The organism is Methyloversatilis sp. RAC08 (genome assembly GCF_001713355.1).
Classification (GTDB): Bacteria; Pseudomonadota; Gammaproteobacteria; order Burkholderiales; family Rhodocyclaceae; genus Methyloversatilis.
On the sequence record NZ_CP016448.1, the window covers coordinates 2,601,811 to 2,628,461 of the forward strand.

Sequence of the window (26,651 nt, forward strand, 5' to 3'; positions counted from 1 at the left end):
GGGAGCGGCGGCCTCGCCGCGATCAGCGCAGCGATGGTCTCATTGCAGAGTGCGTATCGCGGCGAGGCCGCCGCTCCCACAAGGACAGCTCCCACAAGGACAGCTCCCACAAGGACAGCTCCCACAAGGACCCTGCCCACAGTCGCCCTATATATCGTTCCTGCCTCAACCGCGGCGCGGATCAGGCACCACGCGGTCAAGCACCTTGGCCGATGCGATCACGCCGGGCACGCCGGCGCCGGGGTGGGTGCCGGCGCCGACCAGATACAGGTTGTCGACCTCTTCGCTCCGGTTGTGCGGCCGGAACCAGGCGCTCTGCGTCAGCACGGGTTCCAGGCTGAAGGCGGCGCCATTGACCGAATTCAGCCTGTCCTGGAAATCCTGCGGTGTCAGCATCATCGACGTGACGATCTCATCCGCCAGCCCGGGCAGGATGGAGTCGCTGAGGTATTTCTCGATCGCCTTGCGATAGGGTTCGGCCTTGTCGCGCCAGTCGGTGCCGCTGCCCAGATGCGGCACCGGCGACAGCACGTAGAAGGCGTCGCAGCCTTCCGGCGCCAGCGAGGTGTCGGTTTTCGTCGGCCGGTGCAGATAGAGGCTGAAGTCGTCGGCCACCACCTTGTTGCGGAAGATGTCGGTCAGCAGGCCTTCGTAGCGCGGACCGAGCAGGATGGTGTGGTGCTGCACGTCCGGGTACTGGCGGCGCGTGCCGAAGTACCACACGAACAGGCTCATCGAATACTTCGACTTCTCGAGGCGTCGGTTGGTCCAGCGCCGGCGGTGTTCCGGCGCCACCAGCTTGCGGTAGGTCCACGCCGCATCGGCATTCGACACCACCACATCGGCCGCGATGACTTCGCCCGATGCCAGCGTCACGCTGCGCGCGCGGCGGTCGGTCACATCAATGGATGCGACTTCCGCATTCATGCGCACCGTGTTGCCCTGGCCCTCCACCAGTCTGACCAGGCCCTTGACGATTTCGCCGGTGCCGCCCATCGCGAAATGAACGCCCCAGCGCCGCTCCAGATGCGAAATGAGGCACAGGATCGAGGTGGTCGTGAACGGGTTGCCACCGATCAGCAGCGGGTGAAAGCTCAGCACCGTGCGGATGCGCTCGTTCTTCACGTAGCTGGCGACCATCCCGTACACCGTGCGGTAGCTCTTCAGCCGGACCAGTTCGGGCGCGATCTTCAGCATCGTCGTCCAGTCGGCGAATGAAATGTCGACCAGCTGGGTGAAGCCCACATCGAAAATGGCTTCGGCCTGCTTCATGAAGCGTTCGTAGCCGTCGACGTCTTCGGGTGCGAAGCGGGCGATCTCGCGCCGCATGGTTTCCGGGTCGCCGGAATAGTCGAGGTGCTCGCCGTCGTCGAAGCGGATGCGGTAGAAGGGCGCGACCGGCTGCAGGTCGATGTCGTCCGAAAAGGTCTTGCCGCACAGAGCCCACAGCTCTTCGAGCAGGAAGGGCGCGGTGATGATGGTCGGGCCGCCGTCGAAGGTGAAGCCGTCCTGCCTGTATACATAGGCGCGGCCACCCGGCGCATCGAGTTTTTCGAGCACGGTGACGCGGTAGCCGCGGGCGCCGAGGCGCACGGCGGCAGCGAGGCCGCCGAAGCCGGCGCCGATGACGAGTGCGTGCGGACGGTCGGAGTCAGAGGGGGGAGTCATGGAGGCGGTCATTCGGACGGGTCAGTCTGGCAAGGTCACTGGGGCGAAGTCGATTCAGGGCTGAGGCGACGAAATCATTGCATGGTGTCGGTCCGCGATTGACCGTGCAGGTCAACAAAAGCTCCGCCCGGCGGGCCGGAAGCGTGCAGACGCGGCGTTCAGCGCGCATGGTCGAGGTCGGCGACCAGCCGTTCGGCCGCGCGGCGCCCGGACAGCAGGGCCATCGGAATGCCCGGGCCCGGATGCACCGAGCCGCCGGCCAGGTACAGGCCCGGGATGGCACTGGCCGCGCCGGGCCGAGCAAAGCTGCCCATCGAACCGTGGTTGGCGCGGCCGTACAGCGCGCCGCCGGTGGCCGGGAACAGCCGGTCGAAACCGTGCGGTGTCGTGGCGACCGCGTCCATCGACGCGCGGTCGATGTCGAGCCCGCAGCGGCGCATGAGATCGAAGGCGTTGTCGGCCAGCCGGGCGACCTCGGTCTCGCCGAAGGGCCGCGAATCGCCGTCGGCGGGTGCATTGATCAGCACCAGCAGACGTTCGCGGTCGAGCGCCGGCGTCTCTGCGCCATCGGGGGTATCGGCGCGGTCCTGCGCGCACACATAGACGGTCGGCGCGTCGACGATGCTGCGCCGCTGGAACACCGCAGCGAATTCGTCCGGGTAGTTTTCGGCGAAGAACACATTGTGGTGGTGCAGCGGAAAGCCTCGCGTGCGGCCATGAACGCACCAGGTGATGGCCGACAGCGAGCGTTCCGCCGGTTTGATGACCGGTGCGGCCGGCCGCACGGACGGCCCGAGCAGGCCGGTGGCCAGCGCCGACACGTCGCCGTTGAACACCACGCGTTCGCAGTCGATGACTTCGCCACCGGCCAGCCGGACGCCAGCGACCCGACCGCCGCGCACGACGATCTCCTCCACCTGGCAGTCGAAGCGGAAGCGGGCGCCGTGCCGCTCGGCCAGCGCCTGCAGCGCGTCGGCGACGCGGCGCATGCCACCTTCGACGATCCACACGCCGTCCTGTTCGACGTGCGCGATCAGCATCAGCGTGGCCGGCGCGCGCAGCGGCGACGAACCGACATAGGTGGCGTAGCGGCCGAACAGCTGGCGCAGGCGCGGATCGCGGAAGTACTCGCCGAGCGCGCTCCACAGCGTGCTCAGCGGCTGGGTGCGCCACAGCGCGCCGAGGTTGGCGAAACCGACGCGCTGCGTGAGCTCGATCGCCGACGGCCGCTGACCATCGATGAAGGGGCCGCGCAGGGTCTGGTAGATCTCGCGGCTGCGCGCGCAGAAGGCGCGGTAGCCGGCGGCGTCGTGCGCGCCGGCGAAGTCGCCGATCGCCTCGACGCTGCGTTCGATGTCGGCAAACAGGTCGAGCCGGCCGCCTTCGCGCCAGGCGTGGCGCGCAAGTACCGAGGTGGTGTGCAGGGTGAGTGCGTCGGTCAGCGAGGCGCCGGCGTCGGCGAACAGGGATTCGAAGGCCCAGCGCATCGTGAATACGGTCGGGCCGCCGTCGATGGCAGCGCTGCCCACCTTCACCTCGCGCATCTTGCCGCCGGGCGCAGGGGCGCGTTCGAGCAGCTGCACGTCGATACCGCGACGCGCCAGATCGACCGCGGCCGACAGTCCGCCCATGCCGGCGCCGATGACCACCACCCGTTCAGACGCCACGCCCGCCCTTCACGCGCGTTGCCCGGCCGGCAGCGCGGCACGCGGGCGCGCCAGCTTGCGCCACTGATACAGGATGATGGCCAGCCCTACAGTCAGCGGAATTGCCCACAGCACCGGATGCAGCGCCAGCGTCGGGAAGGTGCGCACCGCGCCGAAGGCAAAGAAGGCCGTGTAGACCGAAATGCCGGCGCCGACCAGCGCCTTGATGTGTTCGCGCAGCCAGTCATTGGCCGCCGGCTGGCGCTTGTACAGGAACCACAGATTGGTGCCGACCGTCGCCCAGCCGATCAGTGACACGCCGAGCATCAAGGGCTGACCGATCAGCAGACCCTGCACGGCGCAGTTCGTGGCGGTGATGAAGGTTGCGGCCTGCAGGCCGAGATTCACCGATTCCCGGTTGGCCGTGTGGTCGCGCCGGTTGCGGATGCACTGCCAGCCGTACCAGGCCAGGTTCAGCGTCAATGTGGCCAGTGCCAGCATCATCCAGCCGAAGATCGCCCGCACCAGTGCCGGGTCGCGGAAATCGGCGTGTTCGGTCAGGTGCGGGTGGGTCGACACCGGGTCGGCCAGCGTGCACAGGCTGATGCCGATCGCCGCCGTGCCGGTCAGCAGCATGGTCACCGTGAACACCTTGCCGACAGTGCGATGCGCGGTGCCGCCCTTCTTCGCGAATACCGGCACCCAGAACGCGAGCAGGCCGGTAGCGCCGGTCACGATGTGACTGGCGACGAAGAGGTGGAACAGCTCGGACACGGACATTGTTGCGCGCTCGACAGGCCTTGCCAAAGGTGAGGGGCGGGATCCACATGTCGACTCAGGCGGGTGCTTGAGACATTGACACTTCGCACTGTAACCTCAGGCGGACAGATTCGGTATCGTGCAGTGCGGCAAGCCGGATCCGGGTCCCGCACCTATACTCGGGCCGCAACGCGGAGCGGGCTGCCCGTCCGGGCGTCGTCTGCACCGCCGGACCGACCGACAGACCCAGCAACGTACACACCAACGCACACGGACAGCGGCCGAAGTGACAGCTTTTCCTGCGGGCATCGATGCCCGCCCGACCTACATTCCGCCACGGCCGCAGGCGCTGTCGCCCATCATTTCGCTGTTCCGGCTGATCGCGCAGGGCGATGGCGACCTGCTGAGCCTGCTGCCCGCCGACGCCTACCGCGTGCCGGTCGGCCACCTGGGCTATTCGCGGCGGCAGATACTGATCGTCAATGATCCGCAGCTCTACCGCAACATCCTGACCGATCCGACCGACATCTATCCGAAGAACGACCTGATGGTGGGCGCGCTGGAACCGCTGGTCGGCAACTCGATCTTCGTGTCGTCCGGCGACACCTGGCGCAAGCAGCGCCGCATGATCGATCCCGCCTTTTCGCACATGCGTCTCGGTCAGGCCTTTCCGTCGATGGCGGCCGGCGTCGATGCGTATGAAGACAAGCTGCGCGAGCATGCGCTGACCGGCGAAGCCTTTTCGCTCGATCTGGCGATGAGTCACCTGACGGCCGACATCATCTGCCGCACAGTGTTTTCGACCTCGTTCGACACCCGGGCGTCGCGCGAGGTGTTCGACGCCTTCACGCTGTTCGAGCGCAGCGTGGCCCAGGTCGAGTGGAAGCGGCTCATTTTCGATCCGGCGTGGCAGCGCGTCGATCAGCGCCCGGACGTCGAAGCGGCCTGTCACATCATCCGCGAGCGGCTGGGCGAGCTGGTCGATACCCATCTGACCGGTCCGATCACGCGCTGGAACGACATCGCCGCCGAAATGGTGAATGCCGAAGATCCGGAAACCGGCTACCGATTCGACCGCAAGGAGCTGATCGACCAGCTGGGCGTGATGTTCCTCGCCGGCCACGAAACGACGGCCAGCGTGCTCACCTGGGTGTTCTTCATCCTGAGTTCGCAGCACGACACGGTGGCGCGCATGCGCGCCGAGGTCGATGCCGTGGTGGGCGAAGGCGACATCGGCTTCGAGCACATCCGCCGGCTCACCTTCACGCGCAACGTGTTCCGCGAAACCATGCGGCTGTACCCGCCGATCACTTTCATTCCGCGCGTCGCGGCCGAGGCGACGCAGATCGGCAAATACCGGGTGAAGCGGGGCGCGATGATCATGATTTCGCCGTGGACCATCCACCGCAACGAGAATTACTGGCGCAACGCCCACCATTTCGATCCCGACCGTTTCAGCACCGAACGCGAGCACGAACTGGTGCCCGGCGCCTATCTGCCATTCGGGCTCGGACCGCGCGTGTGCGTCGGCGCCGCCTTCGCGACCACCGAAGCGACGCTGATCCTGGCGCGCCTGGTACGCCGTTTCGATTTCAGCGCGCTCGACGCCGATGCGGTGCGACCGGTGGCGCGCCTGACGACGCGGCCGAAGCACCAGATCATGTGCCGCGTGCGTCTGCGCGAGCGGGCCGGCACATGAAACCGGTCGTGCTGATCACGCTCGGCCGCCTGCCCAAGGGGCTGGATCTGGCGCGCAGCTTTCACCGGCTCGGTTGGCGCGTCATCGTGGCCGAACCTTTCAGGTGGCATCTGAGCGCGATGTCGAATGCGGTGGCGCGGCGCTACACGGTGAGCGCGCCGGCGCTCGGCCGCGAACGCTATCTGGACGAGTTGCGCGACATCGTGCTGAAGGAAGGCGTCGACCTCGTGGTGCCGGTGTCGGAAGAAATCATGCACGCCAGCCATCTGGCCGGTCGGCTGCCGGTCGGTGTGCAGCTGTATGCGATGCCGCCCGAGGTGCTGATGCCGCTGCACGACAAGCTGCAGTTCATCGGCCGCTGCCGCGATTACGGTGTGGCCGCGCCGGCCACCTGTGCGCTGGGCACACCGGGCGCTGTCGACCTGGCCGAGGCGGGCGACCACATCGTGAAGCCGGTCTATTCCTGCTCCGGTCGGGGCGTGCTGTTCCGCCGGCAGGGCGAGGCGCTGCCCGAGGTCGCGCCTGGCCAGCCCGCCATCGTGCAGCGCTGGGTCAAGGGCAATGTGCTGAGCACCTTTTCGATCGCTGCCGCCGGCCAGCCGCTGGTGACCGTGGTGTATCGCGGCGCGGTCATGTCGGGCACCGTGTCCGTGTGTTTCGAGCGTGTCACCGAAGCCGACCCGCAGCACCGGCCGGTCATCGACTGGGTCAGCCGGTTCATCGCCGCAGCGGGCTTCACCGGCTTCATTTCCTTTGACCTGGTGGTGGATGCCGACGGCCAGGCGCACGGCATCGAGTGCAATCCGCGCGCCACCAGCGGCCTGCATTTCGTCGATCCGGACGACCTGGCGCGCGCCGTGGTGGCGCCGGACGGGGTGTTGGCAGGGACGCAGCCGGTTCGTTTCCGCCGGCAGCTGCTGATGCAGCAGTTCTACCCCTGCCTGACCGAAGTGCAGAAGTCGATGTTCAGCCCGAAGGCCTTCGGGCCGGACTTCAGGCGCAACCTTTCGCGCTTCCTGCGCGCGCGCGACGTGACCTGGCGCTGGCGCGATCCGCTGCCCTTCATCACGATGCCGCTGACCGCGTCGCAGATCATCTGGCTGTCGATCCGCAGCGGTGCGACCTTCGGCGAAGTCGCCACGCTCGACGTCGGGCTGTATGCGCCGGACGAGACGACGGCGACATCCGGAACCCTGCCGGACACGACCGAAGGGACCGCCCCGGGATCCTCATCCGGCCCCGCTTCGCCTTCCGCAGTGTCCTGAGTGCGCTGGACAGCCCTCAGGTGTCACTCTAAAGTGACACGCCGCGACGCAGGCGCGTCATTCAATCCGGGTGCGCGCAGCGCGCGGCCCTGACCCGAGGTTTGTCGATGTCACAACCCTTCCCGTTCTCGGCCATTGTCGGCCAGGACGAAATGAAACTGGCCATCCTGGTCGCCACCGTCGATGCGTCCATCGGCGGCGTGCTGGTATTCGGCGACCGCGGTACCGGCAAGTCGACCGCGGTGCGCGCGCTGGCGGCACTGCTGCCGAAGATGCGCGCGGTCGTCGGCTGCCCCTATCAGTGCGATCCGGCCGACGGTGCGCCGTGCTGCGTGCAGTGTGCGGCCGGCAAGGGCACGCTGAAGAGCCACCTCGTGCCGGTGCCGGTGGTCGACATGCCGCTCGGCGCGACCGAAGACCGGGTGGTCGGCGCGCTCGATCTCGAGCGCGCGCTGACGCGCGGTGAAAAGGCCTTCGAGCCCGGCCTGCTGGCGCGTGCCAACCGCGGCTTCCTGTACATCGACGAGGTCAACCTGCTTGAAGACCACCTCGTCGACCTGCTGATCGACGTTGCCGCGTCGGGCGAAAACCTGGTCGAGCGCGAAGGCCTGAGCGTGCGCCATCCGGCGCGCTTCGTCATCGTCGGCAGCGGCAATCCGGAAGAGGGCGAATTGCGTCCGCAGCTGCTCGACCGCTTCGGCCTGTCGGTCGAGGTGACGACGCCGACCGACCTGCCGACCCGGGTCGAGGTGGTGCGCCGGCGCGATGCGTACGAGCGTGACCGCGATGCCTTCGTCGCGCACTGGAAGAAGCACGACGACAAGCTGCGCAAGAAGATCGTCGCGGCGCGCGAACGCCTGCCCGGCGTGCAGGTGCCTGATGGCGTGGTCGAGCAGGCAGCCCGTCTGTGCATGGCACTCGGTACCGATGGCCTGCGTGGCGAACTGACGCTCATTCGCGCCGCCCGCGCGCTGGCGGCCTTCGACGGCGATGACGCGGTGAGCGACGCCCATCTGCGCCGCATCGCGCCATCCGCGCTGCGCCACCGCCTGCGCCGCGATCCGCTGGATGACGCCGGTTCCGGCGCGCGTGTCGATCGCGCGGTGGAAGAGCTGTTTGGAAAATAGCGCCACACCCGGCGCCGAGCAGGCGACGGTCGTCGATGACCCCTGGTTGCGCGCTGCGCTGGCCTGTGCGCTGTGTGCGGTCGATCCGGTCGGCACCGGCGGTGTGCGCCTGCATGCCCAGGCAGGACCGGTGCGTGACGCCTGGCTCGCGCAATTGCGCGACATGCTGCCGCCCGGTACGCCGATGCGCCGCGTGCCCTTCAACGTCACCGACGGTCGTCTGCTGGGCGGGCTGGACCTCACCGCCACGCTGCGTGCCGGCCGGCCGGTCGCCGAGCGCGGCCTGCTGGTCGACGCGCACGGCGGGTTCGTGTTGCTGGCGATGGCCGAGCGCCTGCCGCCCGGAACCGCCGCCCGTGTCACCGCGGTGATGGACGCGGGCGAAGTGGCATTGGCGCGTGACGGCATTGCGCTGACCAGCGCGGCGGCGTTTGCCGTGATTGCGCTCGACGAAGGGCTGGAGGACGAGCCGCTGTCGACAGCGTTGTGCGACCGGCTGGCCTTCCATCTCGATCTCGATGGCTTGCGCGCGCAGACCTGTACGCTACTGCCGGTGAGCGCCGCCGACATCGAACAGGCGCGTGCGCGTCTGCCGGTGGTCATCGTGCCGCCGGGTGCCACCGAAGCACTGGCGGCGACTGCACTCGCACTTGGCGTCACGTCGATGCGCGCGTTGCTGCAGTCGGTGCGGGTGGCGCGCGCGGCCGCGGCGCTCGATGGCCGCGATGCGGTGGCCGCCGACGATGTGACGCTGGCCGCCCAGCTTGTGCTCGCGCCGCGTGCCACGCAGTTTCCGACCAGCGAAACGGCGCCCGAACAGGCCGATGCCTCGCCGCCGGAGCCGGACGACACGCCCCCCGAAGACACGCCGCCGCCCGAACCCGAGGCGGAGCAGGATGCATCGGACAGCGACGCGCAGCCACCGGCCGACCGGCCGCTGGATGACGTGGTGCTGGAAGCTGCACAGGCGGCCATTCCACCGGGACTGCTGGCGCGTCTGCAGGCGGCGGCCGGGCGCCTGCCGCGCGCGCGCAGCGCCGGACGTGCCGGTGCGCTGCGCGCCGGCGGTCTGCGCGGCCGGCCGGCCGGCATCCGCCGCGGCACACCCGGCAACGGCGCGCGCCTGAACCTGATCGAAACGCTGCGCGCGGCCGCGCCCTGGCAGCCACTGCGTCGTGCCGCCCGCGCTTCTGCGCCGTCGAACTGCCTGATCGATGTACGGCCGGATGACTTCCGCATCACCCGCTTCGCACAGCGCTCGGAAACCACGACCATCTTCCTGGTCGACGCCTCCGGGTCGTCGGCGCTGAACCGGCTGGCCGAAGCCAAGGGTGCGGTCGAACTGCTGCTGGCGGACTGTTATGTGCGGCGCGACCGCGTCGCCTTGATCGCCTTCCGCGGCACCGGCGCCGAGGTGCTGCTGCCGCCGACCCGTTCGCTGGTGCGCGCCAAGCGCAGTCTGGCCGGTCTGCCCGGCGGTGGCGGCACGCCGCTGGCCGCCGGCATTGATGCCGGCTGGCTGCTGGCCGACGCGGTGCAGCGCCGGGGCGACACGCCGACGCTGGTGCTGCTGACCGACGGTCGTGCCAATGTGGCGCGCGACGGTGCAGGTGGTCGTGCCCGCGCCGAGGAGGATGCGCGCTCGGCCGCGCGCCGGGTACGCGCCAGCGCCTTCCGTGCGCTGTTCATCGATACGTCGCCACGGCCGCAGCCTGCCGCGCGGGAACTGGCACTCGACATGGCGGCGATGTACATGCCGCTGTCGGCGGCCGACGCGGTCAGCATTTCGAAGATCGTCCGCGCGATCGGCTGAGCAGTCGGCTGCGGCGGGCCCATGCGGTATACCCGCGCACGATTGGGCGGGCTGACGAGTGTCAATCTTTCGAGAAATTTATTGTCAATTCAAATTGACATACCTATACTCGATCCACAATGATGTCCCCGTCCGCCCTGTCAGGAATTGCCGTGTTCATCGGTCGCCCGTCGTCGCGCATCGTGGCCGCTGAAGCGTCGTCTATCCCCGGCGGTGCGTCGCAGCGTGACCTGCATGGCTGAGCCGACGCATGCGCAGGACATGCTGGCCTGCCGCAAATTGCTGCGCAACGGCTCGAAGTCCTTTTTCGCGGCTTCGTTGCTGCTTCCGCGCGCCGTGCGCGAGCCGGCCTGTTCGCTGTATGCCTTCTGCCGCATCGCCGACGACCTGGTTGATGACAGCCAGGCGGACGAGAACGCGGTTGCGCATCTGCGCTGGCGGGTAGAGCAGGCCTGCGCCGGACATCCGCATCCCGAACCCGCCGACCGCACGCTGGCCCGCGTGGTGGCCCGCTTCAACATTCCGGCGTCGCTGCTGCTGGCACTGATCGAAGGCTTCGAGTGGGACGCACGTGGCCGTCAGTACATGACGCAGTCCGAACTGTTCGAGTACTGCGCCCGCGTCGCCGGCACGGTCGGCGCGATGATGGCGCTGCTGATGGGCGTGCGCGACCGTGAAATCGCGGCGCGCGCCTGCGATCTGGGGCTGGCGATGCAGCTCACCAACATCGCGCGTGATGTCGGCGAAGACGCCCGGCGCGGCCGGCTCTATCTGCCGCATGACTGGATGATCGAAGCCGGGCTCGATCCGGCGGGCTGGCTGGCCGAACCGGTATTCGACGACCGGCTCGCGAATGTGGTGCGCCGCCTGCTGCAGTGTGCCGACCTGCTGTATGCGCGTGCCGCGCCCGGCATCGAAAAGCTGCCGTCAGGCTGCCGACCGGGCATCCGTGCGGCGCGCAGCGTCTATGCCGAAATCGGCCGCGGTGTCGAACGCCGCGGCTACGACTCCGTGTCGTCGCGCAGCATCGTGTCGTCCTGGCGCAAGAGCGTGCTGCTGGCCGAAGCGCTCAGCGGCGCGCCGACCCTGTCCGCCACGGCGCATTACCACGTGCTTGATGAGGTGTCGGCGCTGGCTGACGCGGTGGCCGCTGCGCCGACCGTCGACATGTCGGCACTGATCGGCATTCCGCGTCGCACGCCGCAGCAGCGCATCGAGTGGCTGATCGACCTGTTCGAGCGGCTCGAACGCGAAGAACGCAATCGCAATACCCAGGGCACGCCCGGCTGAGCCCAACCTGAAAACCTCAGCTGATCGACGTTGCAGGCACGGCTCGCAGGGTGCCATCCTGCCGCGTCCCCGTGCCTTGCCAGCGTCGCCCTCCATCCTCAACACGCGCCGATCAACTGAAACTTTCGGGTCATTCAGCGGTGCGCGATGCCGTCGCTTTCATCCGCTTCGAAGATGTGCCGCGCGGCGAGCGCGGGTGCTTCCTCGTGCGCCAGATGACCCAGACCGTCCAGTTCCACCAGACGCGAGCCCGGGATCATGCGGTGCACCCGTCGCGATTCTTCCGGCGACACCGTTTCATCGCCCTTGCCGACCACCAGCGTCAGCGGTGCGCGCAGCGACGGCAGGTCGCGCACCAGCGGCGCGACATCCCAGTTGGCCATCATGGCGAGTGCGCCGGCGACATGGCCGGGCGTGCTGACCAGCTTGTGATACAGCGCGACGCCAGCCGGATCGAGCGCCGAACCGGTGCTGCGGATCAGCCGGTTGACCGCGTCGCGCTGCGTGGCGCGCCAGGCGAACGCCTGCGGCGCGAAGGGCAGGGCGGACAGCAGTCGTGCCGCCGGCGGGAACAGCAGTCCGGCCAGCCCGGGCAACGGCAGCATCGCGCCATTGAGACTGACCAGCGTGCGTGCCGGCAGCAGGCCGTCGATGTTCATGCGCAGCATGATGGCCGCGCCGGCCGAATGCCCGGCGACCACCTGTGGCTCCGCCTTCAATGCCGCCAGCAGGCCACCCAGTGCGCGCGCAATGCCCTGCAGCGTCAGCCGGTGCGACGCGGCTGTGGCACTGAAGCCATGACCGGGCAGGTCAGGCGCGACCACGGTGTAGCGTGTCGCCAGCTCGGGCAGCAGCGCACGCCACGAATGCGTGGCCGCGCCGGTGCCGTGCAGCAGCAACAGGACAGGTCCGTCGCCGGCGACCTGCACATGCCAGCGCAGCCCGCCGGCCTCGACGAAGCGGCTGGCTGTGCGGTTGGGCCAGTCGCCGCCGTCGCGTGTCCAGTCGAGCGCCTTCATGACAGTGCGGCAGCCGAACCTGTGCCGGGGGGCGGGGTCAGCACCACCGGGACAAGGACCGAGAATGAAGGGCCGAAGGAGGGCAGGACATGAGTTCCACGATGTTGAAACTGATCGAAGCGTTGCTGGTGATCGGCGGCGTGCTCGGATTCGCCATCTATCAATTGGTGTCGGTACGACGCCAGATCAGGGCCGATCGCGCGCGGGCCGATGCGACCGACGAGGACAACGGCGCCGCGCACTGAGCTTACAGCGCCGCACGTACCCGCGTGCCGCTGCGACGCGGCATGCGGAAGGGCAGCAGGGTCTGCACCCAGCGGCTGCGGAAGCGGTCGAGGTCCAGGCTTTCATGCATGCTGCCGACCGATTCGCCGAGCAGCTGCGTGCGCACCATCGACCGGGCGTAGAACGGTGTGTCTTCCAGCGTTTGCGCCTGCGGCGACGCATGCTCGCTGCGCGTGGCGCGGCCGACGCGCCACATCGTGGTCGGCAGCACCTGTTCGGGCGGCGGTTCGAAGGTGCTGAAGCCGCCGTCGGCATCGAAGCGCAGCGCGAGCGAGGCGCTCGATGCATCGCGCCGGGTCACGTCATACAGCACGGCCGTGTCGCCGCCGTGCAGGCTGGCGCGCGACCAGTGCCAGCGGACGAAGGCCTCTTCGAGTGAAGTTTCCCCGGCATTGCTGTCGAGATAGCCATCGCCCTGCCAGTTCAGCGAGGGCTGATCGAGCTGCACGCTGACCCGTGCGCAGGGCGCGATCGGCGACCACAGGTGCCGCCCTTCGGCATCGAGCGCGAAGGCATTGCGCGACAGCACCGGTGACTGCACGCGCACCTGTCCGCGCAGGCGCTGCGGCATCGGCGTCGTGATTTCGTCCAGATCGATCACCAGCATGTCACCGTCCCAGTGCAGGCGGCTCGGGCCGATGGCCAGTTCACGGGCCGAACGGCGCAGCGCGCCGACGCCGCGCTCGGTCATCGCCCAGCGCCGGCAGTCGCCGTAAAGCGCGACATTGACCGAACAGAAATCCTGCGGATCGGCGGCGCCCGGCGCGCGTCGCCGCGCCGCCGCGTAATAGGGTGAAAACACGCTGCCGATGAAGGCGATGATGGTCAGGCCGTAGCGGCCGTCATCACTCATCGCATCCACATACCACCACTGGTAGCCACCGGGCGGCACGCGAGCAGAGAAGTCGCGCGCGTTCATCGGCTGGCCGTCATGGCGCAGGCGCGTTCGCCTGTTGCACGCCGGCTGCGCTCCGCATCCCGCCTGTTCCGAACCTTGTCATGCGCGCTCACGGAAGCTCCTGTAAATCGTGATTGACGTTGCCGTATGTAATGTCTACATTACATGACACTACTACGCGACAAGCAAGCTTGACAGTCGCGACGACAACAAAGGAGACGGACATGGACGGCATGAAGCGTATCGAGCAGGCCCTGAGTGCTGCAGTCGAACAATCGCTGGAAGCCGCACTGTCGCATGCCGACGGTCCGACCTGCCCGCCGCTGCTCGCATCGGCCATCCGCTATGCCGTGTTCCCCGGTGGTGCGCGCATCCGTCCGCGGCTGTGTCTCGCCGCCGCCTGCGCCTGCGGCGAAGACGACACCTCGGTCGCCGATCACGCCGCGGCCGCCATCGAGTTGCTGCATTGTGCTTCGCTGGTGCACGACGATCTGCCCTGCTTCGATGATGCACCGATGCGCCGCGGCAAGCCTTCGGTGCACAGTGCCTACGGCGAACGCATTGCGGTACTGGCCGGCGATGCGCTGATCGTGCTCGCCTTCCAGACGCTGGCGCGTGGCGGTGCGAACGCGCCCTATCGCCTGGTGCCGCTGCTGTCGATCATCGGTCGCGGTGTCGGCGTGCCGTCGGGCATCGTGGCCGGTCAGGCGTGGGAATGCGAGTCCGACGTCAATCTGCGCGAGTACCAGCAGGCCAAGACCGGTTCGCTGTTTGCGTCGGCCACGATGGCGGGTGCCGCCGCTGCCGGCGCCGATCCCGGCCCCTGGCGTGCGCTGGGCGACTGCATGGGTGAAGCCTTCCAGGTCGCCGACGACATCCTTGACGCGGCGTCCGATGCGTCCAAGATCGGCAAGCCAGTGGGTCGTGATGTGGCACTCGGTCGTCCGAGCGCAGTGCGCGAACTGGGTCTGCACGGCGCGATCCGCCGCCTCAACCTGCTGGTGGCCGAAGCCATCGATTCGGTACCGGTGTGTTCGGGTGCCGACGGTCTGCGCGCAGTGATCGCGATGGAAGCATCGCGGCTGATTCCGCGCGAACTCGCCGACAGCGTCCTGTGAAGCCGGGTCTTCCCGCTTCCTGACCGCGCACAGACGAAATGAGTACCCCGTTCAGCATGGATTCGTCGGCCTTCGACGGCGATCGCAAGCCCGGTCTCGCCGAACGCCTGCGTAACGCCGCCGATCGCCTGCTCAGCAGCCCGCGCTTTCATCACTGGGCGTCCGCGTTTCCGCTGACCCGCTGGAAAGCCCGGCGCGAGGCGCGTGCGCTGTTCGATCTGTGCGGCGGCTTCGTCTATTCGCAGATATTGCTGGCCTGCGTGCGGGTCGATCTGTTCCGGTTGCTGGCTGGCGGTCCGATGGATGTGCGTCGCATCGCGACCCGCATCGGCATGTCGGACGAAGCGGCCACCCGCCTGCTCGATGCAGCGGTCGCGCTGCGCCTGGTGACCCGTCGTTCCGGCGGCCGCTACGGTCTGGGCATGCTGGGCACGGCCATGGTCGCCAATCCGGGCATCTCGGCGATGGTGGAACACCACGGTCGCATCTATCGTGATTTCGAAGATCCGCTGGCGCTGCTGCGCGGCTTGTCGCAGCGCACCGCGCTGTCGCAATACTGGCCGTATGCCGGCAACGAACAGGCGTCGGCGCTGGAAGGCGAACGCATCCGCGACTACACCGCGCTGATGGCGGCATCGCAGCCGATGGTGGCGTCCGAGGTGCTCGACGCCTATCCGGTCGCCATGCATCGCTGCCTGCTCGACATCGGCGGTGGCGACGGCAGCTTCCTTGCCGCAGCGGCGCAGCGCGCGCCCGATCTGAAACTTCAGCTGTTCGATCTGCCGGCGGTCGCCGAGCGCGCACGCATGCGTTTCGATGCGGCCGGTCTCGCGGCGCGTGCCACGGCCTTCGGCGGTTCCTTCCAGTCGGGCGAACTGCCGACCGGTGCCGATCTGGTGTCGCTGGTGCGCGTGCTGCACGACCACGACGACGAAGATGTCATGGCGCTGCTGCGGGCTATCAATCGTGCGCTGCCGGACGACGGCGTGCTGCTTATTGCCGAACAGATGTCCGGGGTGCGCGGCGCCGAGCCGGTGGGCGATGCCTACTTTGGCTTCTACCTGATGGCGATGGGCCGCGGCCGTCCGCGCTCCGAAGCCCGTCTGACCGAAATGCTGCGTGCCGCAGGCTTCTGCCAGATCGGCCTGATTCCGACCCGTATTCCTTTGCAGACATGCGTGCTGGTCGCGCGTCCGAAACATTTACAGACATAAATGTAATGATTAGTTGACACTAATCAGAGTAAGCCTAGAATGACACTCAAGGTGACAAGCCGTCGCGACACATGAACGACGGGGTCCTCAACGCGGAGGCGCGATGAACAGTATTGCCGTAGTACTGAAGCAGCCGGAGCAGTTGGAGCTGAGCCAGCTCGAACTGACGCCGGCAGGCGATGCCGACGTCGTGGTCGACGTCGAGTGGAGCGGCATCAGTACCGGCACCGAGCGCCTGCTGTGGTCCGGCCGCATGCCGCCGTTCCCCGGCATGGGGTATCCGCTGGTACCGGGCTACGAATCGGTGGGGCGCGTCAGCGCCGCCGGTGCCACGTCCGGTCTGAATGTCGGTGATCACGTATTCGTGCCGGGCGCACGCTGCTTCGGCGAAGTGCGCGGTCTGTTCGGCGGTGCGGCCTCCCGTCTGGTGGTGCCGGCTGCCCGCACCGTCACGCTGGACGACAGCTTCGGCGAACGCGGCATCCTGCTGGCGCTTGCGGCGACCGGGCAGCATGCGATCGCCGACGGCGATCACCTGCCCGACCTGATCATCGGCCACGGCGTTCTGGGTCGCATGATCGCCCGCCTGACCGTTGCCGCAGGTGGCGACCCGATCGTGTGGGAACGCAATCCGGCGCGCGCCGATGGCGCAGAAGGCTATCGCGTCATCGACCCCGCCACCGACGAGCGCCGCAATTACCGCTGCATCTGCGATGTCAGCGGCGACGGCAGCCTGCTCGACGCACTCATTGCCCGGCTGGCCCCGCACGGAGAGATTGTGCTGGCCGGTTTTTACGAGGACGCACTGTCCTTCAACTTCCCGCCGGCCTTCATGCGTGAAGCCCGTCTGCGCATCGCCGCGCAGTGGCAGGAAGCCGATCTGGTGACGGTGCGCGACATGGCAGCCGCCGGGCGGCTGTCGCTCGAAGGTCTGATTACCCACCGGCAGAGTGCGACCGATGCGGATGCGGCTTACCGCACGGCGTTCTCCGATCCGGCCTGCCTGAAAATGATTCTCGACTGGAGATCCATGTCATGAGCGACGCCTGCGGAACATCGTCCGGCACTTCGCCGATCAAGTTCGACCTGAACAAGGTGCTGCGTGCGGAAGCCGCCATCGATCCGGATCCGGTCCCGACCGGTGAAGCGACCAAGACGACGCAGATCATCGCGATCTACGGCAAGGGCGGCATCGGCAAGAGCTTCACGCTCGCCAACCTGAGCTACATGATGGCGCAGCAGGGCAAGAAGGTATTGCTGATCGGCTGCGACCCGAAGAGCGACACCACCAGCCTGCTGTTCGGCGGCAAGGCCTGCCCGACCATCATCGAAACCAGCAGCAAGAAGAAGCTCGCCGGTGAAGAAGTGAAGATCGGCGACGTCTGCTTCATTCGTGACGGCGTGTTCGCGATGGAACTCGGTGGACCCGAGGTGGGCCGAGGCTGCGGCGGTCGCGGCATCATCCACGGCTTCGAAACGCTCGAAAAGCTCGGTTTCCACGACTGGGGCTTCGACTACGTGCTGCTCGACTTCCTGGGCGACGTGGTGTGCGGCGGCTTCGGCCTGCCGATCGCCCGCGACATGTGCCAGAAGGTCATCGTCGTCGCCAGCAACGACCTGCAGAGCCTGTACGTCGCCAATAACGTGTGCAGTGCGGTCGAATACTTCCGCAAGCTCGGTGGCAACGTCGGTGTGGCCGGCGTGGTGATCAACCGCGACGACGGCACCGGCGAGGCCGCTCAGTTCGCCGAAGCAGCCGGCATTCCGGTGCTGGCCACCATTCCCGCCAACGACGACATCCGCCGCAAGAGCGCCAGCTACGAAATCATCGGTCGGCCCGGCTCGCAGTGGGCGCCGCTGTTCGAGGAACTGGCGATGAATGTGGCCGAAGCGCCGCCGGTACGGCCGAAACCCATGACGCAGGACGGCCTGCTGGGCCTGTTTGCTGCCGATGTCACGGGGCGTGACTACGTGATGACGCCGGCTACCGTGGCCGACATGCTGGGCAAGGATGAAGTGATCAAGCCCACGCTCGAAGTGGTGTACGACACCGTTTGAGGTGGCCACCATGTCCAACATATCCGACATCAAGGTCATCAACGCCGACGCGCTGAAAAGCGACGGTCTGGGTTGTCATGCCGGCCGCGACCAGCTGGAAGGCGCCGCCCGCGCCGCCGGCAAGAGCGGTGTGCTGGATCAGTACGCGGTGGATTATCCGAAAGGTCCGCACGATCAGCCCCAGTCGATGTGTCCGGCCTTCGGCTCGCTGCGCGTCGGTCTGCGCATGCGCCGCACCGCGACCGTGCTGTCGGGTTCGGCCTGCTGCGTGTATGGACTGACCTTCACCTCGCATTTCTACGGCGCGCGCCGCAGCGTGGGTTACGTGCCGTTCAACAGCGAATCGCTGGTGACCGGCAAGCTGTTCGAAGATATCCGCGAAGCGGTGTTCAAGCTGGCGGATCCGGCGCAGTACGACGCGGTGGTGATCATCAACCTGTGTGTGCCGACCGCCAGTGGTGTGCCGCTGCAGCTGTTGCCGAAGGACATCAACGGCGTGCGCATCATCGGCATCGACGTGCCGGGTTTCGGCGTGCCGACCCATGCCGAGGCAAAGGATGTACTGGCCGGCGCGATGCTGCGTTACGCACGCACCGAAGCCGAGCAGGGCCCGGTGCAGGCGCCGCGCAACGGCATCAGCGACAAGCCCACGGTCGCTCTGGTGGGTGAAATGTTTCCGGTGGATCCGGTCGGCATCGGCGCGATGCTGGAACCCCTTGGCCTGGCGGCTGGTCCGGTGGTCCCGACGCGCGAGTGGCGCGAGTTGTATGCAGCCCTCGATTGCGCTGTGGTGGCGGGGATCCATCCTTTCTACACCGCGAGTTTCCGTGAATTCGAAACCGCAGGGCGCGCCATCGTCGGTTCGGCGCCGGTCGGGCACGACGGCACAGACGCCTGGCTGCAGGCCATCGGCAACGCATGCAATGTCGGACAGGCGCAGATCGACGCGGCCAGAAACCGTTTTCTGCCCGCCATCCGTGGCGCGCTGTCTGCCAATCCGATCAAGGGTCGCATCACGCTGAGCGGCTACGAAGGATCGGAACTGCTGGTCGCCCGCCTGCTGGTCGAAAGCGGCGCCGATCTGCGCTACGTCGGCACGGCCTGCCCGCAGACGGTGCACAGCGCGGCCGACCTCGACTGGCTGAACGCGCGCGGCGTGCATGTGCAGTACCGCGCGTCGCTGGAGCAGGATCTGGCGGCGATGCATGAATTCAAGCCCGACCTCGCGATCGGCACGACGCCCATCGTGCAGGCGGCGAAGGAGGCCCGCATTCCGGGTCTGTACTTCACGAACCTCATTTCCGCCCGTCCGCTGATGGGACCGGCCGGTGCCGGCTCGCTGGCCACGGTGATCAACAGCGCCATCGCCAACAAGGCGCGCTTCGACACCATGAGCGACTTCTTTGAAGGGGTCGGCGCCGGGCACACCGCCGGTGTCTGGCAGGAATCGCCGAAGGACCATCCCGAGTTCCGCACCGCCTACAAGGCGAAAATGGCCAAGCTGGCCAAGGCGCGCAGCGTGGAGGAGGCCATATGAGGCCGAATCGGAGCCCCCTCGCCAACCATCGGCAGCCCCTCGAAGCGGCAGTCGCCCTCCTTCGGACGGCCGGGCGGAGGACGACATGCTAGTCCTCGATCACGATCGCGCAGGCGGCTACTGGGGTGCGGTGTACGTCTTCACCGCCATCAAGGGCCTGCAGGTGGTCATCGACGGCCCGGTCGGGTGCGAAAACCTGCCGGTCACTTCGGTGCTGCATTACACCGACGGCCTGCCGCCGCATGAACTGCCCATCGTGGTCACCGGACTGGCCGAAGAGCAGCTCGGACGCGAAGGCACCGAAGGGGCGATGAAGCGTGCCCACGCGGTGCTCGATCCCGACATGCCGGCCGTGGTGGTGACCGGCTCGATCGCCGAAATGATCGGCGGCGGCGTGACACCAGAAGGCACGAACATCCAGCGCTTCCTGCCGCGCACCATCGACGAGGACCAGTGGCAGTGCGCAAACCGCGCCATCAACTGGCTCTGGACGCAGTACGGCACGAAGAAGATTCCGGAGCGCAAGCCGCGCGCCGAAGGCGACAAGCCGCGTGTGAACATCATCGGGCCGATCTACGGCACCTTCAACACGCCCAGTGATCTGGCCGAAATCCGCCGCCTGGTCGAAGGCATCGGCTGCGAGATCAATATGGTGTTCCCGCTCGGGAGTCACCTGGCCGACGTGCCGAAGCTGGTCAATGCCGACGTCAATGTCTGCATGTACCGGGAGTTCGGTCGCCTGCTGTGCGAAACGCTGGAACGTCCCTACCTGCAGGCGCCGATCGGCCTGCACAGCACCACCCTTTTCCTGCGCAAGCTGGGCGAACTGACCGGTGTCGATCCGGAGCCCTTCATCGAGCGCGAAAAGCACACCACGATCAAGCCGATCTGGGACCTGTGGCGCTCGGTCACCCAGGATTTCTTCGGTACCGCCAGCTTTGCCGTGGTCGCCAACGAAACCTACGCGCGCGGCCTGCGCCACTTCCTCGAGGAAGACATGGGCCTGCCGTGCAACTTCTCGGTGTCGCGCTGCCCGGGGCAGAAGACCGACAACGCGGATGTGCGTCGTCTGGTGCGCGAGAAGACGCCACTGGTGATGTTCGGCAGCTACAACGAACGCATGTACATGGCCGAATGCGGCGCCCGCGCGAGCTATATCCCTTCGTCCTTCCCGGGCGCCATCATCCGTCGCCACACCGGGACGCCCTTCATGGGCTACGCCGGTGCGACGTATGTGGTGCAGGAGGTGTGCAACGCGCTGTTCGACGCGCTGTTCCACATCCTGCCGCTGGCCACCGACATGGACCGGGTGGATCCGACACCTGCCCGCATCTCGCGCGCCGATACGCGTCCGTGGGACGACGAGGCGCAGCGCCTGCTCGACCAGTACGTGAATGAAAAACCCTTCCTGGTCCGCATCTCGGCAGCCAAGCGCCTGCGCGACCGGGCGGAAGAAGACGCTCGCCGCGCCGACGAAGCGCGCATCACGGCGGAGCGGGTAATGAATGCGCGCCTTGCGCTCGAGCCGACATGAGTGCGGCCGGCCGCGAAGGCGCAGTGACAGAAAACGAAAATGCGTCCGGTCTGACCGGAACACGATCTTCCGGGGTGCGGTCTGCCTCGAAAGTCCCTGCCGCGCGGGGTTTGCGCGGTGGTAATACGGCCGAAAGGCCCATCAGGAGGTAAATGTTATGGCTGATGCCAATAGCGGATCCCTGTCAGGACTGACAGCTTCCGAGGCGCGTGAATTCCACGCCATTTTCATGACGAGTTTCATCGTTTTTCTCGTCGTCGCAATCGTTGCACACATCCTCGTCTGGAACTGGCGTCCGTGGCTGCCGGGTTCGGAAGGTTATGCGTCACTGATTGAAGGCGTCCGGGCAGCGACGTACTCAGTCATCCCCTACATCTATCAGGCATAGGAGCATAAATATGTGGCGTATATGGATGTTGTTCGATCCGCGCAGATCACTGGTGGCTCTGGCCGTCTTTCTGTTCGTGCTCGCGATCGTGATTCATTTCATTCTTCTCAGTACCGATCGCTTCAACTGGATCGAAGGACCGAGCAAGAAGCCGATGGCTGCGGCAAGTGTCGCGATGCCGGCACCGGTTGCACTGAATCAGGTGCAGTAAAGAGGAAGGCGCAAGTCTGGCGAGGACCGGGCCTGCCCGGCCTCGCTTGTTGCGAAGCCAAGTTTGAAAAGTGGAGGCCCGAAGGCTTCCCAAAAGGGGGTTGGCATGTCCATGCTCAGTTTTGAAAGAAAGTACCGCGTCCGCGGTGGCACGCTGATAGGCGGAGACCTGTTCGATTTCTGGGTAGGCCCCTTCTATGTAGGATTCTTCGGCGTCACCACGATGTTCTTTTCCCTCGTGGGAACGCTGCTCATCGTCTGGAGTGCCTCGCAGGGACCGACCTGGAATCTGTGGCAGATCAACGTTGCGCCGCCCGACCTGAGTTACGGGCTGGGCATGGCGCCGCTGATGGAAGGCGGGCTCTGGCAGTTGATCACGGTGTGTGCAATCGGTGCCTTTGTGTCCTGGGCGCTGCGTGAAGTTGAAATATGTCGCAAGCTTGGCATCGGTTATCACGTTCCGGTGGCATTCGGTTTCGCGATCCTGGCTTACGTGACCCTGGTCGTGTTCCGGCCCATCCTGATGGGTGCGTGGGGCCACGGATTCCCTTACGGCATCATGAGTCACCTGGACTGGGTTTCGAATACCGGTTACCAGTATCTGCACTTCCATTACAACCCGGCGCACATGCTGGCGGTGAGCTTCTTCTTTGCCACCACTCTCGCACTGTCGCTGCACGGCGCGCTCATCCTGTCCTCGACCAACCCTGCCAAGGGCGAAGTGGTCAAGACGCCGGATCATGAAAACACTTTCTTCCGCGATGCGATCGGCTACTCGATCGGCACGCTCGGTGTGCACCGTCTCGGGCTGTTCCTTGCGCTGTCGGCGGTCTTCTGGAGTGCCGTGTGCATCATCATCAGCGGCCCGTTCTGGACGCGCGGCTGGCCCGAATGGTGGAGCTGGTGGCTCAACCTCCCCGTGTGGCGCTAACAGAAGAAAGAGAGGGTAGAGTCATGGCGGAATACCAGAATATTTTCACCCAGGTCCAGGTACATGGACCCGCCTTCCCGGGCGTCTCGATCGGTCGCGACGACCGTGAGCGGATGGGCAAACCCACGGATGTGCATCTGTTCGGCAGGCTGGGCGATGCACAGATCGGCCCGATCTATCTGGGCTGGCTGGGTATCGCATCGATCGTCTGTTTCCTGGTCGCGTTCGAGATCATCGGCCTCAACATGCTGGCGTCGGTCAACTGGAGTCCGATCGAGTTCGTGCGCCAGCTGTTCTGGCTGGGGCTCGAGCCGCCGCCGCCGGAATACGGATTGAAGTTGCCGCCGCTCAATCAGGGTGGCTGGTGGCTGATGGCCGGCTTCTTCCTGACGCTGTCGATCATGCTGTGGTGGCTGCGCATGTACCGCCGCGCCAAGGCGCTCGGCATGGGCACTCACGTGGCCTGGGCCTTCGCCGCGGCGATCTGGCTCTATCTCGTGCTCGGCTTCATCCGTCCGCTGCTGATGGGTTCCTGGTCGGAAGCGGTGCCATTCGGCATCTTTCCCCACCTTGACTGGACGGCTGCGTTCTCGATCCGCTACGGCAATCTGTTCTACAACCCGTTCCACATGCTGTCGATCGCCTTCCTCTACGGTTCGGCGCTGCTGTTCGCCATGCACGGTGCAACCATCCTTGCGGTGAGCCGCTTCGGTGGCGAACGCGAAATCGAACAGATCGTCGATCGCGGTACGGCATCGGAACGTGCCGCACTGTTCTGGCGCTGGACGATGGGTTTCAACGCGTCGATGGAATCCATCCACCGCTGGGCCTGGTGGTTCGCAGTGCTGTGCCCGCTGACCGGCGGCATCGGCATCCTGCTCACCGGCACCGTGGTCGACAACTGGTATCTGTGGGCGGTCAAGCATCACGTCGCCCCGATGTACCCCGCGGTATTCGGCGTCGTTGTCGATCCCGCAACGCTGCAAGGAGCGCAACAATGATGAAGTCCTACACAGCGATACGCATCGCACTGTTGCTGGCGGCCGGCGTACTGGTGTCGGCATGCGAAAAGCCGCCGATCACCACCGAGCAGCACGGCTTCCGCGGCACGGCGATGGTCAAGGTGTCCAACCCGCGCATCGTCGCCGAGCAGGCCGGCATCCATGCCGTGCCTGCGGCACTGCCCGCAGCACCGCAGGAAGGGCAGAAGGCGTCGGAGGTGTATCAGAACGTCAAGGTACTGGGCGACGTCAGCGTGGCGGAATTCACCCGCATCATGGTTGCCATGACGCAGTGGGTGTCGCCCGAGCAGGGCTGCGGCTACTGCCACAACCTGCAGAATCTGGCCGATGACTCGCTCTACACCAAGGTCGTGGCGCGGCGCATGATCCAGATGACGCAGACCATCAACAGCGACTACAAGACCCACGTCGCGGACACCGGCGTCACCTGCTACACCTGCCACCGCGGCATGCCGGTTCCGGCCAATGTGTGGTTCGCACCGGAGCCGCAGAAGCACGCGACGCGCATGGTCGGCAGCAAGGGCGGGCAGAACACCCCGGCCGAGTCGGTGGCTTATGCATCGCTGCCCTACGATCCTTTCACCCCGTATCTGAGCAAGGCAAACACGATCGCCGTGAATGCGAAGACCGCGTTGCCGAACGTGCGGGTGGGATCGATCCAGGCGACCGAGGACACCTACGCGTTGATGATGCACATGTCGGATGGCCTCGGCGTGAATTGCACCTACTGCCACAACACGCGTGCCTTCTCGTCGTGGGAAACCAGCACGCCGCAGCGCGTGACCGCCTGGCACGGCATCCGGATGTCGCGTGACCTGAACAACACCTATATGGAACCGCTGACGCAGACCTTCCCGGTCCATCGTCTTGGCGCCGTGGGTGACGTGGCCAAGGTCAATTGCGCAACCTGCCATCAGGGAGCCTACAAGCCGCTGTACGGTGCGCCGATGCTCAAGGACTACATGGCGCTGAGTGCAGCGGGTGCGCTGGCAGCGATGCCGGCTGCGGCCGCTCCCGAGGCACCGGCCGAGCCGGCTTCGGAAATGCCGGCTGAAGCCGAGAAGCCGTAAGCTCGGTCGCCGGCTGCGTGCCGGTGGTCGGCAAAGATCGTCCGGCCGCTCCTGCATCACCCCCGCCGTGCCAGACGGCGTTTGCGGGGGCGGATCCGGACCCTCGCAGCACCCTTCGGGCCCCACGGGGCCCGAAGCCGTTCACGCAGCGCTGTCGCGCGTTTGCTTCACCTGAGGTGCTGCAGTGCAACAGGGGCTGCACTGCACCAGGGTGATGACAGCAGGGGTTCGCGGCCGAGCACGAACCTGCGAGAATCTGTCGCCGGGGAGCGTCGCCGGACTGCAACCTTTCCGTTCCGTGTTCCCACTAATGCATGGCCTCGCCAGTGCCCGCAGCGCTGCGACCAGAGCCCACACCTGAAAACAGAAGGATCCACCGATGAACCACACTTTGAGCTGTCTGGCCGCCGCGATCGCGATCGCCACAGCACTCCCCGCTTTGGCGCAGGAAGCAGCCGCGACGGCCCCTGCGTTCACCGACCAGGTCGCCAAGGTCAACGGCGTGCAGATACCGTCGGAACTTGGCAATGTTTTCATCAAGGAACAGGTGGCGCAGGGAGCGCTCGACAGCCCGGATCTGCGTTCGCGCGTGCGTGATCACCTGGTGCGTCGCGAGGTGCTGCTGCAGGCGGCGCGTGAAGGCAAGGTCGACAAGGACCCCGCACTGCTTCAGCGCATCGAGTACGCGCGCGACGAGATGGTGATCAATGCCTACCTCGACGGATGGTCGAAGGATCATCCGGTCACCGACGCGCAGATCACGGCCGAGTACGACCGCGCCGCGGCCAAGATGGGTACCGGTATGGAATACAAGGCACGGCACATCCTGGTCGATCAGGAGGGCGCGGCGAAATCCATCATCGACAACCTGAACAGCGGCATCGATTTCGGTACGCTGGTCGTGTATTCGAAGGACACCGGCAGCCAGGAACGGGGCGGCGATCTTGGCTGGGCCGATCCGGCAACCTACGTCAAGGAATTCAGCGACGCGATGACCAGGCTGGAAAAGGGCAAGTACACGACCGAGCCGGTGAAGACGCAGTATGGCTACCACGTCATCCTGCTCGATGACGTGCGCAAGAAGGGTCCGCCGCCGCTCGAACAGGTGAAGGAGCGGATGGTCCAGCACCTGCAGCAGCAGGCCGTGCAGGAGCATGTCACCACCCTGCTGGGCAAGGCGAAGGTCGAGTAGTGAATTGTGGGGCCCGGCCGGGCGCGCAGCGCTCGCGTCCGGCCGACCCGGCGGATCAGGGCTTGGCAGCGTCCGCGGTGGCGATGCGATGCGCATGCACCGCTGTTGTACATTCATGAACCCGCATAACGGTCGGAGCGGATTTCACTTGGCGTGACTTCAGGCCCCATTTCCACAGCGCATTGAACGGCAGCGGCAGCACCATGAACCAGTGTTCGATCACAGCCAGGCCGGACATCGTGGCCAGCAGCGTGAAGCACACGGTGGTCGCCTCGCTGTTGCCGGCCGCCCCGATCTGCTGGATCAGCAGCACTGTCACGATCGTTCCGGCGGTCACCGAGAACGGAAACAGCAGGTTCATGCGCCGGCGGCGGAAGAAGCTCTTCAGGTAGGTCAGGTGAGGCGGCAGGAATTCCTCGCTGAAATTGCGCACGCCGAAATGCAGGTTCAGCTTGGCGCTCAGCCGCATGCCCCAAAGCAGCATGAAGGTCCAGGTGCCGGTCTGGTTCGGGTCGCCCCAGGTGATGGCAGCGATCGCGATGGCGGCGACGAGTATCGACAGCTCATGATGGATGATGGCTTCCGTAGCGTGCCAGAAATGTGCCGGTCCGCCGCAGCCTTCCGGGCATCCCTGCTTGCGCGGGCCGGTGATGAAGCCCATCAGGAAGGTCATTTCCAGCCAGCCCCATACGATGAGCGCGCTGGTGAAGCTGCAGTAGGTCATCGCGACCGACTGATCTGCCGCGCTGTGGTTCAGCGCGAACAGTGCCGCCACCATCAGCAGGCTGGCTGCCAGCAGGCTGTGGCGGAAGGTGCGCCGCGGCAGACCGTCCAGATAGAGGATGGCGCCGGTAGCGAACCACCACAGGCCGAGTGCAAACAGCGCTGGCGTCATCCAGTCGCTCATC

At 66.4% G+C, this 26,651-nt stretch carries 24 protein-coding genes; 18 read left to right on the forward strand and 6 right to left on the reverse strand.

Going from position 1 to position 26,651, the window contains the following annotated elements:
• Positions 1 to 165: 165 nt before the first annotated feature.
• The 3 genes from BSY238_RS12050 to BSY238_RS12060 form a co-directional block, all read right to left on the reverse strand.
• The gene (locus tag BSY238_RS12050) at positions 166 to 1,668 is read right to left on the reverse strand and encodes a phytoene desaturase (protein WP_223300113.1); all 1,503 of its coding nucleotides are present in this window, start codon (positions 1,666 to 1,668) and stop codon (positions 166 to 168) included.
• Positions 1,669 to 1,826: 158 nt separating this feature from the next.
• On the reverse strand, positions 1,827 to 3,335 hold the full coding sequence (gene crtD, locus BSY238_RS12055) for a 1-hydroxycarotenoid 3,4-desaturase CrtD (protein ID WP_069039356.1): 1,509 nt from the start codon (positions 3,333 to 3,335) through the stop codon (positions 1,827 to 1,829).
• Positions 3,336 to 3,344: 9 nt separating this feature from the next.
• Positions 3,345 to 4,094, reverse strand: a complete 750-nt coding sequence (locus BSY238_RS12060) for a hypothetical protein (RefSeq protein WP_069039357.1) — start codon at positions 4,092 to 4,094, stop codon at positions 3,345 to 3,347.
• A 265-nt stretch (positions 4,095 to 4,359) separates the two neighbouring features.
• Here BSY238_RS12060 and BSY238_RS12065 point away from each other — a divergent pair, with 265 nt between their 5' ends.
• From BSY238_RS12065 to BSY238_RS12085, 5 genes are all read left to right on the forward strand, one after another.
• Entirely contained in the window at positions 4,360 to 5,772 is a 1,413-nt protein-coding gene (locus BSY238_RS12065) for a cytochrome P450 (RefSeq protein WP_223300114.1), read from the forward strand.
• Positions 5,769 to 7,037, forward strand: a complete 1,269-nt coding sequence (locus BSY238_RS12070; RefSeq protein WP_069039358.1) for an ATP-grasp domain-containing protein — start codon at positions 5,769 to 5,771, stop codon at positions 7,035 to 7,037. Before BSY238_RS12065 ends, BSY238_RS12070 begins: the two co-directional genes overlap by 4 nt.
• A 107-nt stretch (positions 7,038 to 7,144) precedes the next feature.
• On the forward strand, positions 7,145 to 8,164 hold the full coding sequence (gene bchI / locus BSY238_RS12075; RefSeq protein WP_069040644.1) for a magnesium chelatase ATPase subunit I: 1,020 nt from the start codon (positions 7,145 to 7,147) through the stop codon (positions 8,162 to 8,164).
• Positions 8,154 to 9,977: a magnesium chelatase subunit D gene (locus tag BSY238_RS12080; protein ID WP_223300115.1), complete on the forward strand. Its 1,824-nt coding sequence runs from the start codon at positions 8,154 to 8,156 to the stop codon at positions 9,975 to 9,977. The genes bchI and BSY238_RS12080 overlap by 11 nt, the downstream gene beginning before the upstream one ends.
• A gap of 234 nt (positions 9,978 to 10,211) precedes the next feature.
• Positions 10,212 to 11,267: a phytoene/squalene synthase family protein gene (locus BSY238_RS12085; RefSeq protein ID WP_069039359.1), complete on the forward strand. Its 1,056-nt coding sequence runs from the start codon at positions 10,212 to 10,214 to the stop codon at positions 11,265 to 11,267.
• 134 nt (positions 11,268 to 11,401) lie between these two features.
• Here BSY238_RS12085 and bchO read toward each other — a convergent pair whose 3' ends face one another.
• A complete protein-coding gene (gene bchO / locus BSY238_RS12090; RefSeq protein WP_069039360.1) occupies positions 11,402 to 12,286 on the reverse strand; it encodes an alpha/beta fold hydrolase BchO in 885 nt (294 codons plus the stop codon).
• Positions 12,287 to 12,375: 89 nt separating this feature from the next.
• Here bchO and BSY238_RS18540 point away from each other — a divergent pair, with 89 nt between their 5' ends.
• Positions 12,376 to 12,531, forward strand: a complete 156-nt coding sequence (locus tag BSY238_RS18540) for a hypothetical protein (RefSeq protein WP_190295014.1) — start codon at positions 12,376 to 12,378, stop codon at positions 12,529 to 12,531.
• A 2-nt stretch (positions 12,532 to 12,533) separates the two neighbouring features.
• Here the strand turns inward: BSY238_RS18540 and BSY238_RS12095 are convergent, their stop codons facing one another.
• The gene (locus tag BSY238_RS12095) at positions 12,534 to 13,490 is read right to left on the reverse strand and encodes a hydroxyneurosporene synthase (RefSeq protein ID WP_069039361.1); all 957 of its coding nucleotides are present in this window, start codon (positions 13,488 to 13,490) and stop codon (positions 12,534 to 12,536) included.
• Between the two features lie 203 nt (positions 13,491 to 13,693).
• Here BSY238_RS12095 and BSY238_RS12100 point away from each other — a divergent pair, with 203 nt between their 5' ends.
• The 12 genes from BSY238_RS12100 to BSY238_RS12155 all read left to right on the forward strand — a co-directional run bounded on the left by BSY238_RS12100 (position 13,694) and on the right by BSY238_RS12155 (position 25,743).
• The gene (locus BSY238_RS12100; protein ID WP_069039362.1) at positions 13,694 to 14,587 is read left to right on the forward strand and encodes a polyprenyl synthetase family protein; all 894 of its coding nucleotides are present in this window, start codon (positions 13,694 to 13,696) and stop codon (positions 14,585 to 14,587) included.
• 38 nt (positions 14,588 to 14,625) lie between these two features.
• Complete coding sequence (locus tag BSY238_RS12105; RefSeq protein ID WP_069039363.1) at positions 14,626 to 15,801, forward strand: methyltransferase; 1,176 nt, start codon at positions 14,626 to 14,628, stop codon at positions 15,799 to 15,801.
• Positions 15,802 to 15,904: 103 nt separating this feature from the next.
• Positions 15,905 to 16,840, forward strand: coding sequence for a chlorophyll synthesis pathway protein BchC (gene bchC, locus BSY238_RS12110; protein WP_069039364.1), 936 nt, complete (start codon positions 15,905 to 15,907; stop codon positions 16,838 to 16,840).
• Positions 16,837 to 17,859 (forward strand): chlorophyllide a reductase iron protein subunit X, encoded by a 1,023-nt coding sequence (locus tag BSY238_RS12115; protein WP_190295015.1) that lies wholly within the window; start codon positions 16,837 to 16,839, stop codon positions 17,857 to 17,859. Before bchC ends, BSY238_RS12115 begins: the two co-directional genes overlap by 4 nt.
• Before the next feature lie 10 nt (positions 17,860 to 17,869).
• The gene (bchY, locus tag BSY238_RS12120) at positions 17,870 to 19,396 is read left to right on the forward strand and encodes a chlorophyllide a reductase subunit Y (RefSeq protein WP_069040647.1); all 1,527 of its coding nucleotides are present in this window, start codon (positions 17,870 to 17,872) and stop codon (positions 19,394 to 19,396) included.
• Positions 19,397 to 19,481: 85 nt separating this feature from the next.
• Complete coding sequence (gene bchZ / locus BSY238_RS12125) at positions 19,482 to 20,930, forward strand: chlorophyllide a reductase subunit Z (protein WP_069039365.1); 1,449 nt, start codon at positions 19,482 to 19,484, stop codon at positions 20,928 to 20,930.
• A gap of 157 nt (positions 20,931 to 21,087) precedes the next feature.
• A complete protein-coding gene (gene pufB / locus BSY238_RS12130) occupies positions 21,088 to 21,318 on the forward strand; it encodes a light-harvesting antenna LH1, beta subunit (RefSeq protein ID WP_083224038.1) in 231 nt (76 codons plus the stop codon).
• Positions 21,319 to 21,328: 10 nt separating this feature from the next.
• Positions 21,329 to 21,529 (forward strand): light-harvesting antenna LH1, alpha subunit, encoded by a 201-nt coding sequence (pufA, locus tag BSY238_RS12135; protein WP_069039366.1) that lies wholly within the window; start codon positions 21,329 to 21,331, stop codon positions 21,527 to 21,529.
• A gap of 111 nt (positions 21,530 to 21,640) precedes the next feature.
• A complete protein-coding gene (gene pufL, locus BSY238_RS12140) occupies positions 21,641 to 22,459 on the forward strand; it encodes a photosynthetic reaction center subunit L (RefSeq protein WP_223300116.1) in 819 nt (272 codons plus the stop codon).
• A 23-nt stretch (positions 22,460 to 22,482) separates the two neighbouring features.
• Positions 22,483 to 23,460, forward strand: a complete 978-nt coding sequence (pufM, locus tag BSY238_RS12145) for a photosynthetic reaction center subunit M (protein WP_069039368.1) — start codon at positions 22,483 to 22,485, stop codon at positions 23,458 to 23,460.
• Positions 23,457 to 24,551 (forward strand): photosynthetic reaction center cytochrome PufC, encoded by a 1,095-nt coding sequence (pufC, locus tag BSY238_RS12150; protein ID WP_069039369.1) that lies wholly within the window; start codon positions 23,457 to 23,459, stop codon positions 24,549 to 24,551. The genes pufM and pufC overlap by 4 nt, the downstream gene beginning before the upstream one ends.
• A 379-nt stretch (positions 24,552 to 24,930) precedes the next feature.
• Positions 24,931 to 25,743, forward strand: coding sequence for a peptidylprolyl isomerase (locus BSY238_RS12155; protein WP_069039370.1), 813 nt, complete (start codon positions 24,931 to 24,933; stop codon positions 25,741 to 25,743).
• A gap of 55 nt (positions 25,744 to 25,798) precedes the next feature.
• On the opposite strand, the gene puhE is transcribed toward BSY238_RS12155, so the two are convergent.
• Complete coding sequence (gene puhE / locus BSY238_RS12160; protein WP_223300117.1) at positions 25,799 to 26,650, reverse strand: putative photosynthetic complex assembly protein PuhE; 852 nt, start codon at positions 26,648 to 26,650, stop codon at positions 25,799 to 25,801.
• Position 26,651: the final 1 nt, after the last annotated feature.